Origin of the sequence: Streptomyces sp. NBC_01618 (assembly GCF_045209435.1) — a bacterium.
Classification (GTDB): domain Bacteria; phylum Actinomycetota; class Actinomycetes; order Streptomycetales; family Streptomycetaceae; genus Streptomyces.
Window position 1 is genome coordinate 2,841,907 of record NZ_CP109297.1, and the last position, 12,191, is coordinate 2,854,097.

12 protein-coding genes are annotated in these 12,191 nt (G+C 70.3%); 1 reads left to right on the top strand and 11 read right to left on the bottom strand.

Annotated elements, in window-relative coordinates; all coding sequences use genetic code 11:
- Nucleotides 1-58: 58 nt before the first annotated feature.
- The 3 genes from OH735_RS13320 to npdG form a co-directional block, all read right to left on the bottom strand.
- Nucleotides 59-1,183 carry an XdhC family protein gene (locus OH735_RS13320; RefSeq protein ID WP_406381688.1) on the bottom strand — a complete coding sequence of 375 codons (1,125 nt, stop codon included), beginning with the start codon at nt 1,181-1,183 and terminating at the stop codon, nt 59-61.
- Nucleotides 1,184-1,301: 118 nt separating this feature from the next.
- On the bottom strand, nt 1,302-1,958 hold the full coding sequence (gene cofC, locus OH735_RS13325; protein WP_406381689.1) for a 2-phospho-L-lactate guanylyltransferase: 657 nt from the start codon (nt 1,956-1,958) through the stop codon (nt 1,302-1,304).
- Nucleotides 1,955-2,623, bottom strand: coding sequence for an NADPH-dependent F420 reductase (npdG, locus tag OH735_RS13330; RefSeq protein ID WP_406381690.1), 669 nt, complete (start codon nt 2,621-2,623; stop codon nt 1,955-1,957). Before npdG ends, cofC begins: the two co-directional genes overlap by 4 nt.
- A 154-nt stretch (nt 2,624-2,777) precedes the next feature.
- Between npdG and OH735_RS13335 the strand changes: the two genes are divergently transcribed.
- Nucleotides 2,778-4,424 carry a PucR family transcriptional regulator gene (locus OH735_RS13335; RefSeq protein ID WP_406381691.1) on the top strand — a complete coding sequence of 549 codons (1,647 nt, stop codon included), beginning with the start codon at nt 2,778-2,780 and terminating at the stop codon, nt 4,422-4,424.
- 109 nt (nt 4,425-4,533) lie between these two features.
- Here the strand turns inward: OH735_RS13335 and OH735_RS13340 are convergent, their stop codons facing one another.
- From OH735_RS13340 to OH735_RS13375, 8 genes are all read right to left on the bottom strand, one after another.
- Nucleotides 4,534-5,193 carry an SRPBCC family protein gene (locus tag OH735_RS13340; RefSeq protein ID WP_406381692.1) on the bottom strand — a complete coding sequence of 220 codons (660 nt, stop codon included), beginning with the start codon at nt 5,191-5,193 and terminating at the stop codon, nt 4,534-4,536.
- Nucleotides 5,190-7,553, bottom strand: coding sequence for a xanthine dehydrogenase family protein molybdopterin-binding subunit (locus tag OH735_RS13345; RefSeq protein WP_406381693.1), 2,364 nt, complete (start codon nt 7,551-7,553; stop codon nt 5,190-5,192). Before OH735_RS13345 ends, OH735_RS13340 begins: the two co-directional genes overlap by 4 nt.
- A complete protein-coding gene (locus tag OH735_RS13350; RefSeq protein WP_406381694.1) occupies nt 7,550-8,047 on the bottom strand; it encodes a (2Fe-2S)-binding protein in 498 nt (165 codons plus the stop codon). The genes OH735_RS13345 and OH735_RS13350 overlap by 4 nt, the downstream gene beginning before the upstream one ends.
- Complete coding sequence (locus tag OH735_RS13355; RefSeq protein WP_406381695.1) at nt 8,044-8,913, bottom strand: FAD binding domain-containing protein; 870 nt, start codon at nt 8,911-8,913, stop codon at nt 8,044-8,046. The genes OH735_RS13350 and OH735_RS13355 overlap by 4 nt, the downstream gene beginning before the upstream one ends.
- A gap of 38 nt (nt 8,914-8,951) precedes the next feature.
- On the bottom strand, nt 8,952-9,791 hold the full coding sequence (locus OH735_RS13360) for a CoA-transferase subunit beta (protein ID WP_406381696.1): 840 nt from the start codon (nt 9,789-9,791) through the stop codon (nt 8,952-8,954).
- Nucleotides 9,788-10,756: a CoA transferase subunit A gene (locus OH735_RS13365; protein WP_406381697.1), complete on the bottom strand. Its 969-nt coding sequence runs from the start codon at nt 10,754-10,756 to the stop codon at nt 9,788-9,790. Before OH735_RS13365 ends, OH735_RS13360 begins: the two co-directional genes overlap by 4 nt.
- A complete protein-coding gene (locus OH735_RS13370; protein WP_406381698.1) occupies nt 10,753-11,733 on the bottom strand; it encodes an LLM class flavin-dependent oxidoreductase in 981 nt (326 codons plus the stop codon). The genes OH735_RS13365 and OH735_RS13370 overlap by 4 nt, the downstream gene beginning before the upstream one ends.
- A gap of 86 nt (nt 11,734-11,819) precedes the next feature.
- Nucleotides 11,820-12,158, bottom strand: coding sequence for a hypothetical protein (locus OH735_RS13375; RefSeq protein ID WP_406381700.1), 339 nt, complete (start codon nt 12,156-12,158; stop codon nt 11,820-11,822).
- Nucleotides 12,159-12,191: the final 33 nt, after the last annotated feature.

Below are 12,191 nucleotides of genomic sequence, written 5' to 3' on the forward strand. Positions count from 1 at the left end.
GGGCGGCGCCCCGGACTTCCTGCAGCCTGACCGCCCGATGAGCGCGATCGACGGCTGATCAGTCCTCTCGGTGGATCCGCCCGTCGACCGTCGCGAGCCGTCGGCCGCTGCCGCCCCAGCGGCGGGCGGTGATCTCGGCGGCGATGCTGATCGCGGTCTCCTCCGGCGTCCGCGCGCCGAGGTCGAGGCCGAGGGGGCTCGACAGCCGCTCGATCTCCGAGGGAGTCAGGCCGGCTTCCCGCAGACGACGGAGGCGGTCCTCATGAGTCCGCCGCGAACCCATCGCCCCGATGTAGGCGACCTCCGGGAGCCGCAGCGCGACCTCGAGCAGCGGGACGTCGAACTTGGGGTCGTGCGTCAGCACGCACATCACGGTGCGGTCGTCGATCTCCCCGATGTCGGCCTGCGCCTGGAGATAGCGGTGGGGCCAGTCGACGACGACCTCGTCGGCGTCGGGGAAGCGGGCATGCGTCGCGAACACGGGCCGGGCGTCGCAGACCGTCACCCGGTAGCCGAGAAAGGTCCCCACCCGGGCGACGGCAGCGGCGAAGTCGATGGCGCCGAACACCAGCATGCGCGGGCGCGGGGCGAAGCTGCGGATGAACACCCGCATCCCCTCGCCCCGGCGCTCACCCTCGGGTCCGTAGCCGAGCGTCTCGCTGGAGCCGGCCGCGAGCAGGCCCAGCGCGTCGTCGGCGACGGCGCCGTCCATCCGGTCGTTGCCGAGGCCTCCGGAAAACGCTGCGCCCGGCCGCACCAGGATCCGTCGGCCAAGGACGGCGGGATCGGGGTGGGCGACCACGGTCGCCACGGCCACCGGCCGCCCCGCCTCTACCTCACCCGCCAGGTCTTCAAGCTCCGGGAAGGTCGTTCGGTCGACCTTCTCGACGTACACGTCGAGGATCCCGCCGCAGGTCAGGCCGACGGCGAAGGCGTCGTCGTCCGACACGCCGTAGCGCTCCAACACCGGTACGCCGTCCTGGAGGACCTGCTGGCCCAACTCGACGACCCCGCCCTCGACGCAGCCGCCTGAGACCGAGCCCACGACGCTTCCGTCTGGGCAGACCAGCATCGATGCCCCCGGCGGCCGCGGCGCCGACCTGAAGGTCGCGACGACGGTCCCCATGGCGACCGACTCGCCGGCACGCCACGAGGCGAGCAGCTCGCCGAGGACCTCACGCATGGATCACGTCCTTGGCGTTCCAGACCTCGGTTTCAGGGAAGTCGTCGTTGATTTCGTCCATCTCCCGCGATCTCCTCATCGGTGGGGGCGCCGGCGCCCGACCCGCGTGGGATGCCGGTCAGCACCGCGCTCCTTCCTCCGCCGCAGCCAGGACGCGACCGCCGCGCAACGTCGCGTGGGTGTGCGGACCGAGGCCGGGCCCGGGCATCAGGTCCTCCTGGTGGTCGACGTCACGGCGCAGGCCTGACCGTGCCGGGAGGAGGACCTCCCGGGCGCCCGAGGCGCGGTGACGGGTGAGTGAGTCCAGGCCGAAAGCCGGGAGCAGTTGCGTTCCGGCGCGTGAGGTGAGCAGCGCGGTGCCGACGCCCTCGCGGTCCGCCACCACGGCGCGCGGGTGACGGGCGACGCGGCCGAGGGCGACCGTCAGCTCGTCGCTGCGCAGGTACGGCAGGTCCGCGGGCAGCGCCGCGAGGTGTCGACGGGCGTTGTCGGCCCGCACCACGGCGGCGCCGGCGCTGAGGGCGTCGTTGAGGCCGAGGCCGGGCCGCACCTCGACGCGCACGCCCGGGACCATCAGGTCAGGTACGTCGTCCGGCTGTTCGCAGACGAGGACGACGCCGTCGACGCAGACCGCTCCGGCGGCGGCGTGGAGTGTGTCGCGCGCCATGGCGACCGCGAGCGCCCGCCGCCGGCCCGGGTCGCCGCCGAGCCGCGACTTGGCATGGCGGATGTCCTTCATCGGAACGACGACCCACCACCGCAGTTGCTCGGTCATGACCCGTTCACGCCGTGGATGGCCAGACCGGAGCGGACCTTGTACCGCTTGTTGATGGAGATGAGCACGGCGGTCAGCGGCTCGAGCTGCCGCGCCAGCCGCAGCGCTCCGGCGTCGATGCCCGGCTTGCCGGTGATGGTCGCCGCGAGCTCCATGACCGTCTGCTTCGCCTCCGGGTCGTCCCCGCAGACCAGTACGTCCTCGTGGTCGAGCAGGTCGGCGTCCCCGTTCAGCGATACCGCCGAGAGGTGGTGGAAGGCGCCGACCACCACGCTGTCGGGCAGCAGGCCCTGCGCTGTCTCGGCGGCAGAGGTCCCACCCAGGTCGAGACCGTGGGGGCCGCGCTGGTCGAAGCCGAGCGGGTTGACGCAGCTGACGACGACTTTGCCGGCGAGCTCAGCAGCCAGGGACGCGACTAGGGCGTCGTGACCGGCGTACGGGACGGCGAGGAGGACGACTTCGGCCTTCGTCGCGGCCGCCGCGTTCCCCGCCCCGGCGACCGTGCCGCCGCGCCCGCCCAGGCGCGCGGCGAGCTCGTCGGCAGCCTGGGCGGCCCGCGCTTCGTCGCGTGACCCGAGTACGACGTCGTGTCCGCCGCGGGCGAAGCGATAGGCGAGCCCCTTCCCCTGTGGGCCGGTGCCTCCGATGACCGCGATCGTGCTCATCGTGCTACCTCCGGTGTCCCGACGACATGCCCTCGGCGACAGGCGTCGAGCCGTCACCGGTCCACGGAGCCTACGAGTCTCGTCACTCGCGGAGTATGGCTATTGCGACGAACATCTTGTGCACCTTTTGGCTCTTACTCCTAAAATACGGCGCATGACTGGGAGCGCGCCATCGGGCGACTTCGGACAGGGCCTCACCGTTGGTGAGCTGTTGGGCCACGAGGTGATGGAAGGCGCCGAGCTGGTCGCTGGCCGTCAGGGCCTGAGCCACAGCATCTGCGCACTGAACGTCATGACGGTGCCGGACATCGGGCCGTGGGTGAAGCCCGATGAGTTCTTGCTGGCCACCGGCTATCCCCTGCCCCGCGACGACGTCGGCCAGGCGGAGCTGCTGCGCGGCCTGCGCCGGCTCGGGCTCGCCGGCATCGGGGTCAAGATCGACCGATACCTGCCCGACCTCAGTACGACGGCCGTCGCCACCGCCGAGGAACTCGGACTGCCGTTGGTCCTGATTCCGGAGCACATCAGGTTCGACGACATCCTCAGTCACACCTTCTCGACGATCGTGAACCGGCAGGCCGCGGCGCTGGAGCGCGCGCACGAACTCCACCAGTCGTTCCTCGCGGTGACGCTCACCGGTGGCGGTCTGAACCAGCTCGCGCGCAAGCTCTCCCATCTGCTCGGTGACGCGGGGGTGTTCATCAGCGACCAGCACGGCATCGTTCGGACCCGAACCGGCGACGTCACCCGGGCCGACGAGCTGGACCTGGTCCACGACGGCCGCCTGATCATCCAGCGGCTCCGCGACGGCGCGGCCGGCGGGAACGAGGGCGAGCAGGGCCATCTGATCCGGCCGATCCGCGCCGGCTCCCTCCAGCACGGCTTCGTCGTCGCCATCGAGACCAGCCGCGCCTTCGGCGAGTTCGACCGGGTGGCCGTCGACCAGGCTGCCGTCATCGCCGCGCTCGAGTTCACCCGCGACCTCGCCGTGAGTGCGCGGGAGCGGCAGTTCTCCTCCAACGCGCTCTACGAGTTGATGACGGGCGCCGAGTCCGAGATCGCGGACTCGGCCGCGCGCGGCTTCGGGTTCGGCTGGGACCTCGATCGTGAGGTCGTCGTCCTGGTCAGCCGCAAGGACGGCGCCGACGACCATGGCAACGCCGCCCAGAAACGCCTCGCGAACGAGCGTGCCCTCGAGTTCTGGATCTCGGCCGTGCACGGCAAGGACCGTAAGGCGGCGGCCGCCGGCCTCGGCGCCGAACTCGTGGCTGTCGTCGGCGCCGAGCATGGAACTCCCGTAGCGGTTCGCTCGATTCAGGCCGAGGTCGCCCAGTTCGTCCGCGGCGAGTACGCGGTCGGCGTGAGCCGTGTGCACCGCGGACCGCTGGGTATTCCGGTCGCCTACCAGGAGGCGCGTTCCGCCCTGCGCGTCGGTCGGAAAATCGGCGGCCCGGACGCTGTCGCCGCGTACGACGATCTGGGGCTGTTCAAGCTACTCGCCCAGGTCGAGGAGGCCGAGTTGCAGACCTTCGTCGACGAGGTTCTGGGCCCCTTGACCAAGCTTCCTGAGCAGGAGCGGAACGAACTCCTCAAAACTCTTGAGACGCTGGTCGAGTTCAACATGAACATGGCCGAGACCGCGCGGCACCTGCACTACCACTACAACACCCTTCGTTATCGGCTGGCCAAACTCGAGCGCCTTCTCGGCCCGTTCAGCAGTAGTACGGCGACGGCGGTGAAGGTGTTCGTCGCCCTCCAGATCCGCCAGATGCCGACGATCGCATCCACGCATCAGAGTTAGCCGGAACCGCCCCGGCCATGGCCTCTGCCTTTCGGGGTAGGCCGAAGCCGGGTGGGGGCCGCTGCGGCAGCCGGCTGTGACCCCCGCCCGACGATCTGGGTCGCGTCCCTTATGGGCGCAGCTTCTCGCTCCAGCGCGCGAACATAGTGGCGAGTCGCTGACGAGCCACGCTCACGACCAGCTGTGTGAGCTTGATCTCGCTGGATAGCGAGGCCTGGCGGTCTGCCTGCCGCGCGACCGGCGCCGCGCTGCCCAGCGCGGGTCCGGGCCCCTGGGCGGTAGCCGTCGCGGTGGCGGCGTGGACCTGCCCGACGTCGGCCGTTCCCGTGGCGATGCGGTCCGCGAGGCGACGGGAGAAGTCGACGAACATCGTGTTGGAGACGTCCTGGACCCCGCGTCCGAGCGCGGCGATCCGTCCGGTCAGCTGCAGGTCGGTCACCGACTCCAGCCGGCTCGTCCCGTTCCCGGCGTTCGCGACCCCTACCCGTACGTCGGCCCGGACCGATCCTCCACCGCGGCGGTCGCGTCCCGACGCCGCGAACTCCAGCTCACGGGCCTGGGCATCGCGCCGGAGCACGTCGACCTGACCGTTGTAGTTCATCTTCAGTGGTCCGATGGCGATGTGGAGTGCACCGCCGTACCGGTCGTTCTCGAGCTCGTCGGTGAGCTCCGCGCCGGGCAGGCAGGCGACGACCGCGCGGGTGTCCTGGAGGAACTGCCAAACCTCTGCCGGGCTGGCCTGCACCGTCGTGGTGTGGTGGAGTTTCATCGTCCCAACGCCTCCTCAGCGTTCACAGTCGATCCCTCGGCGTGCTGGTCGTCAAGCAGCGCGAGGACGCGCTCGGGAGTGATCGGAAGAGTGGTCGGCCGGCGACCGATGGCGTTCTCGATCGCGCTCGCGATGGCCGCGGCAGGCGGCCCAATAGGCGGCTCGCCGATTCCCCGGGCGTTGAACGGCCCACGGCCCTCACCGCTCTCGACCAGATCGACCTGCACGTCCGGGACGTCCATCGAGCACGGGATCAGGTAGTTGGCGAACAGGGTCGAGAGCGGGTTGCCCTCGACGAGCACGCACTCCTCGGTGAGTGCGTACCCGATGCCCTGCATCGCGCCTCCTTGGATCTGCCCCGTCGCACGCACCGGATTGATGGCCCGTCCGACGTCGTGGCAGGCGGCGTACTTCGTGAGTCGCACCACGCCGGTCTCCAGGTCGACCTCCACCTCGGCCGCGTGGGTACCGAAGGTGTAGTCGGGGAAGGTTCCGCCCTGGCCGACCTCGGGGTCGAACCGACCCGAGGGCGCCCGCCAGGTGGAGAGAACGGAGGTGTCGACCGCGGCGTCCTGAGCGGCGCGGGCCACGTCGGCGAGAGTGACCTCGCTCGTGCCCGTGGCCGTGGTGACCTTGCCGTCCTTCCAGATCAACGTGTCCGGCTCCGCGCTGAGCAAAGTGGCCGCCACCGGCGCCAGTTGGTCACGCAAAGCGCCGCTGGCCCTCAGGATGGCGTTGCCCGACATGTACAGCTGCCGGGTCGCGAAGGTGCCGCCGGCCGGCGGGTTGAGCGCGGTGTCGCCGATGTAGACGCTGATGGCTTCCAGCGGCACGCCCAACACCTCGGCCGCGAGCTGGCACAGGCTCGCGGCCTGGCCGGCCCCCAGGTCGGTGACACCGCTGCGGATCAGCAGCGTGCCGTCCGCCTGGAGCGTCACCCACGCCGAGGCGTGGTCGCGGAACCAGATCGTGCGGCCGTAGGGCTGCATGCTGTTGCCGAAGCCCTGGCCCACGACCTTGCCGGGCCCGGACGAGGGGCTCGGCGGGCCGAGCCGGGCCAGCGCCTTCTCGCGGGTCTCGGTCACCGCCACCGCCGTGGTGATCGGCTCGCCGGAGGTGATCACGTCACCCTTCTCGACATAGTTCAGGTCCCGGATCGCCGTGCGGCTCGTGTCGACGGCGTCGGCCAGCTGGTCGAGCTGGGACTCGTAGCCGAGCACGACCTGCATCGCGCCGAAGCCACGGAAGGCGCTCGTCGGCACGTTGTTGGTGAACACGGCTCGGGAGCGCGTGCGCAGCGCCGGGACCTTGTAGGGGCCGGTGGACAGTGCCGCGCCGGCGAAGAGGATGCGCGCGCTCAGGCAGGGGTAGGCGCCGGCGTCGCCGACTATGTCGGCCTCCATCGCCAGGATGCGGCCCTCCCGCGTCGCCGCCGTGCGGTAGTGCATCGTGAACGGGTGCCGCTTCGTGCTGGCCATCAGTGACTCCTGACGGGTCCAGACCATGCGCACCGGCTTCCGCGTCTTCCAGACCAGGAGGCCGAGGTAGGGCTCGACGGTCATGTCCTCCTTGCCGCCGAACCCGCCGCCCATGTACGACGCGATGACCCGCACCTTGTGGTGCGGCACACCGATGATCTGGGCGATCTCGGCGGCGTGCTCGATGACCTGCGTGGACACCCGGAGCGTGACGACGTCGTTCTCGATCCACCCGACGCCCGCCTCGGTCTCGAGGTACGCGTGCTCGACGTGCTGGGTCTGGTAGGTGTTCTCGATGACGACGTCGGCCTCGGCGAAGGCCGCGTCGACGTCGCCGCGCTCCAGACGCCAGTTGACCAGGACGTTGCCGGCATCGTGCACCAGCGGTGCGTCGTCGTGCATCGCGTCGTGGGGCGAGAAAACCCCGGGGAGCGGCTCGTACTCGATGTGGACGAGGTCGGCCGCCTCGTCGGCCGTCTCCTGGTCGACCGCGGCGATGAGCACGACCGGCTCGCCGACGTAGCGCACCCGGTCGCTCGCCAGTACCGGCTGGACGATGATCAGCTCGCCGAGGCCGCCGCTGGCGTGCTCGACGATCTCGTTGTGCGGCACGTCGTCAGCGGTGAGCACCGCGACCACGCCGTCGAGTTTGCGCGCCGCGCTGACGTCGATCGAGGTGATCCGGGCCGAGGCCATCTCGGACCGTACGATCTTCCCGTGGAGCATCCCCGGGAGCTTCCAGTCAGCCGCGTAGTGCAGCGTCCCGCGCACCTTGTCCACGAAGTCGTGGTGACCCGGCGAGGTGCCGACGATGTTGAAGGAGGGCTCCTCGGCCGCCTTCTTCCCGCGGGTCGTGGTCTTGCGCCCGGTCGTCTCGGTCATTCCCGCTCCCCCGCGTCGCCGCAGTGTTCGCCGTGCATCCATGCCTCGACCGAGTCGACGATCGCTGTGTAACCGGTACAGCGGCACAGGTTCCCCACCAGCTCGTAGCGGATGTCGTCGCGGGAGGCGTCGGGTGTGCGCTCCTTCATCGCCGCCGCGGTCAGCAGCATCCCGGGTGTGCAGAAGCCGCATTGAGCGCCGCCCCGCTCCAGGAAGCACTTCTGCAGGGGGTGCAGCTCACGGGCGGGATCCGCCAGCCCGTGCAGCGTCGTGACCTCGTGCCCTTCGGCCTGCACGGCGAACATCAGGCAGGCGCTCGTGGGCTGACCGTCGATCAGCACCGTGCAGGTGCCGCAGACCCCTTCGTTGCAGCCGTAGCGCACGTCGGGCAGGCCGATGTCGTCGTGCAGGGCATTGAGCAGGGTGCGGTCACTGCGGATCCAGAGATCGTGCTCCTCGCCGTTGACGAGAAGCCGGACCTGTGTGCGCATCATGCGCCTACTCCCTTGTCCTGGGGCGCGAGCGCCGTGGTGAGGGCCCGGCGGACGAGGACGCGCACGAGCCGGCGACGGTAGTCCGCACTGGCGTGGACATCACTTTCGGGGTTCACGCTGTCGGCGACGGCGCCGGCCGTGCTGTCGAGCCCGGCCTCGTCGTGGACGTCGACGCCGCCGACGAGGTCGTCGGCGACCCGGAGCGGCCGGTCGGCTACGCCGCCCAGCACGACGGCCGGCCGGCCGGCCCTGGCCTGCACCGCGACCGCGACGGTCGCGAAGTCGGAGAACCGGCGCGTCACCTCGTCGAACGCCCACGGCTCTCCCGCGGAGCTCGGGATGCGGATCTCGGTGACCACCTCGTCGTCCTCGGCGGCCGTCGTCAGGTAGGTGCGGAAAAACTCCGTGATCGGGACGTCGCGCACGCCGCGCGGGCTCTGCATCCGCACGACGCCCCCGAGCGCCAGCGCGCTGCACGGGATCTCGCCGGTCGGGTCCGCGTGGGCCACGCTGCCGCCGAACGTGCCGCGGTTGCGGACCCGCACGTTGCCGACCAGGCGCACCGCGTGCCGCAGCAGGGGCGCGTGCACCGCGACGACCGGAGAGGTCAGGACCGTGGCGTGACGGGTCAGTGCGGGGATGACCAGCACCGGTGCCTCGGCCGAGCTCTCGATCCGTGGCCCCCCTTGGTCGCCGATGCCGTTGACGTCGATCAACGCGGCCGGCAGCGTCAGCCGCAGGTTCATCATCGGGACCAGGCTCTGGCCGCCGGCGATGATCTTCGCCTCGCCCTGCCAGATCTGCAGCAGTTCGACGGCCTCGTCCCAGGAGTCGGCGCGCTGGTACTCGAATGACGTGGGCTGCACACGGTCACCGTGAGCCTGTCGGAGACTGGGTTGTGTGGTCACCGGAGAGCTCCGTTCTTGGTGGACACGTCCGGCCGGGGGTCGGCGACCAGGTCGCCGGTGAGCCGGCGCAGCACGGAGAGCTCGCCCTCGGTGACCGGCTCGAGCGTGGTGACCTCGTCGGCGACGAGCAGCTCGAATCCGGTGGCCGCGCGAACCTGAGCCAGCGTCACCCCGGGCTGCAGGTGGCGCACCCGCATCCGACGGGTTTCCTCGTCGAAGTCCATGCAGGCGAGGTCCGTGACGACCCAGCTCGGCCCCCCGTGCCTCAGGCCGGCGGATCGCCTGCTGTCACCGCCGGTCAGGTACCCGGGACTGGTGACGAAGTCGACCTTCTCCACGAAGCGCCGGAGCTCGTGGTTGGTCACGATGACGGTCTGGTTGCACAGGGAAGCGATGTCGTTGCCACCGCCCGGGCCGGGCAGGCGGGTGGACGGTCGGTCGTGGTGGCCGATCACGGAGGTGTTGACGTTGCCGTACATGTCGACCTGGGCGGCACCCAGGAAGCCGTAGTCGAAGAATCCGCGCTGGGCCAGGAGGAAGATGTCGGTCGCGGAGGTGACCATCTCGGCGCCGACCGCGGCCCGCATCTCGTTGGTCGAGTCGGGCAGTTCGCCCGGCATGAGGTCAATACCGATCATGCCGCCCTCGAGGACGACGGTCAGGTTGGGTGCCTGACGACGACGGGCCAGTGCCGCGGCGACCAGCGGCTGCCCGATCCCCGCGAAGATCACTTTGTGGTCCTCGAGAATCCTGCTCGCCGCGACCGTCATCACTTCGGACGGTGAGGGCCGCAGCGGCTGCGCATCGTTCGCGACCTGGTCGTTCGCGGCTGTCATCGCGGCATCATTCCCTTCGCGCCCCGCACGAGGTTGTCGAGTCGCTCCGACGGCACCGAGCCGATGAAACCGTCGTGGTGGGGGTGCTTGACGAGGCTCGTGACGTACTCGCGTGCGCCCGCCGCACCCTGGGCGCGGATCCGTTCGGCGTATTCCCGGAACGCGTCCTCGTCGGCGAGATAGCGTCCGTAGCATTCGTGCGGGTAGGCGCCCATGGGCTGGTGCACCACGGCGTCGACGGCGAACGCGGGGATGACAGTGCGCGACGAGTCCCGCTGGATGACCTCCGTGCTGACGATCTCCTCGGTGGAGAGGACGACACGTCGTGCGGCGCGCGCGATGTCGGCGTCCATGAGCTCGTAGCCGTCGATCTGCGCGTTGCCGTGGACGTCGGAGCGCTGGACGTGGATCAGCGCGACGTCGGGGTTGAGGCTCGGTACCGCGTTGAGCGTTTGCCCCGTGCACGGACAGGTGACCTCTGCGACATCGAGCCGGTGTCCGATATCGGATCCCATCATCGAGTACGACGGCAGGAACGGGATGCCCATGCCGCCGGCCTTGTAGCGAAGGCCGAGGCCGAGGTGGCTCCACTCCTCGTAGACGACCCGGCCGGACTCGGCGTACTCCCTGAGCACCTTGGCCAGGCCCCAGCCGTGGCCGATGCCCACCCAGCTGGTGATCAGCCGGTCGGCCATCCCCGTGGCGATGAAGAGCTCCGCCTCGAAGCACGTCAGCGGCCGGGCGAGCGAGAGCCCGTGGCGCCCCTGGCGGAGCACCTCGATCAGCAGCGCCATCGGCGTACGGGCGTGATTGGTTCCTCCGACGGCGATTACGTCGCCGTCGGTGACGTACGCACCGATGGCATCCCGCGCCGAGACGACCTTGTCGACCCGGGGCCGGGTGCGCCGCTCGAGCTCCTCCCTGGCCCCGACCGTGTCCGGGACCGCGGCCGACCTCAGGGTCACGACTGTGCTCCTTGCGCTGCGGCCGCGACCACCGGCGCTCCCGCGCCCAGCAGCGGCCTGACCTCTGCGGCGAACCGCTCGACCTGCTCCTGCTCGTAGCCGTGCGGGACCAGGCAGATCTCCTGCACCCCGGCTTCGATGTGCCCCTGTAGCTGCTCGGCGCACTGCTCCGGAGTGCCGGCGATCGCGCTGTCGGGCGTGGCGTCGCTCCAGGCCGGCGTGTCGAAGTACGACGCCAGCCACGGCCCGGACCGCGCCAGCGCGGCCTCCTTGGACTCGCCGATGCACAGCGGCAGTTGGGAGACGTTGCGCAGCTCGTCGGGGTTGCGACCGGCCTCTTCGGCGTACTGACGGATTTTGGCCCAGGACGCCGCGAACGCCTCCGGCGTGTAGAAGTAGGTCAGCCACCCGTCGCCGAGGGTCGCCACCCGGCGCAGCACCCGGTCGACGTAGCCGCCGATGAGCAGACCGGGGCGAGGCTGCGGCTTCGGCAGCATGCGCACCCGGCGGAAGGACAGGTCGTCCCAGTCACCGGTGACCTCGTCCTCGGTCCACAGCTGCTTGCAGATCTCCAGCGTCCGCTCGAAGATCCGGCCGCGACCCTTGAACTGCGTGCCCGTCGCGTCGAACTCCCGCTCGTACCACCCGGCGGCGACGCCCAGGCAAAGCCGCCCGTGCGAGAAATCCTGGATGGTCGCGGCGGTTTTGGCCAGCAGCGCAGGGTCGCGGATGGGCAGCACCAGGATGCCCGTGCCGAGCGTCACGGTGGAGGTGTTCGCGGCGAGCACTGCGAGGGTGGTCAGTGCCTCGAGCTGCGGGAAGGGCTGCTTACTGCCCAGGAAGAGATGGTCCCAGGCCCACAGCGAGGTGTAGCCGAGCTCCTCGGCGCGTTTGCTGTACTCGACGAGGTGCTGGAGGTCGGGGGCCCTCTCCGCCGAGGTGAAGTTCTCGATCGCCAGTCCGAACCTGACGGACATGATGTGCTCCCTTGTCTCGAGCCGGTCATGAGCTGGGCGTGGTGCGGCTGGGAGCCCCGCTCGGGCGACACGCTATGTGGGAGAGATCACCAAGGACATGGCATCGACTGACATAGAGTCGCGCCCTTCCTTGTCACCCAATACGAACGCCGGGCGCCGGCCGGAACGTGCTTACGCAGGACGGCGAGCGAGCGGCCGTTCTCGTCGGCCTCGGCGTCCTCAACCACGCGCCAGGACTCACGGAACGCCGTCGGGTGCACGCTGAACCTGAGTTCCATCACGGCTCGGCTGTGGACCTCCCCCGGGTCGAGGCCTCGGTGATCCCCGCCGCCGCTCGTGCGCCTGCCGTAGCGGACGACGACGGCCACGGCGGTGCCGACGTCGGCCTCGCCCGCGGGGCTGGAGTCGGGCGCCGGCTCGGCCACATCGGTCAGGTCAGCACCTCCTCGTCAGCACGT

Excerpts from the sequence above, each read along its gene's own strand:
- cofC (WP_406381689.1), bottom strand. The coding sequence starts at position 1,958 with ATGACCGAGCAACTGCGGTGGTGGGTCGTCGTTCCGATGAAGGACATC.
- OH735_RS13360 (WP_406381696.1), bottom strand. The coding sequence starts at position 9,791 with ATGACAGCCGCGAACGACCAGGTCGCGAACGATGCGCAGCCGCTGCGG.
- OH735_RS13335 (WP_406381691.1), top strand. The coding sequence starts at position 2,778 with ATGACTGGGAGCGCGCCATCGGGCGACTTCGGACAGGGCCTCACCGTT.
- OH735_RS13320 (WP_406381688.1), bottom strand. The coding sequence starts at position 1,183 with ATGCGTGAGGTCCTCGGCGAGCTGCTCGCCTCGTGGCGTGCCGGCGAG.
- OH735_RS13370 (WP_406381698.1), bottom strand. The coding sequence starts at position 11,733 with ATGTCCGTCAGGTTCGGACTGGCGATCGAGAACTTCACCTCGGCGGAG.
- OH735_RS13350 (WP_406381694.1), bottom strand. The coding sequence starts at position 8,047 with ATGATGCGCACACAGGTCCGGCTTCTCGTCAACGGCGAGGAGCACGAT.
- OH735_RS13345 (WP_406381693.1), bottom strand. The coding sequence starts at position 7,553 with ATGACCGAGACGACCGGGCGCAAGACCACGACCCGCGGGAAGAAGGCG.
- npdG (WP_406381690.1), bottom strand. The coding sequence starts at position 2,623 with ATGAGCACGATCGCGGTCATCGGAGGCACCGGCCCACAGGGGAAGGGG.
- OH735_RS13340 (WP_406381692.1), bottom strand. The coding sequence starts at position 5,193 with ATGAAACTCCACCACACCACGACGGTGCAGGCCAGCCCGGCAGAGGTT.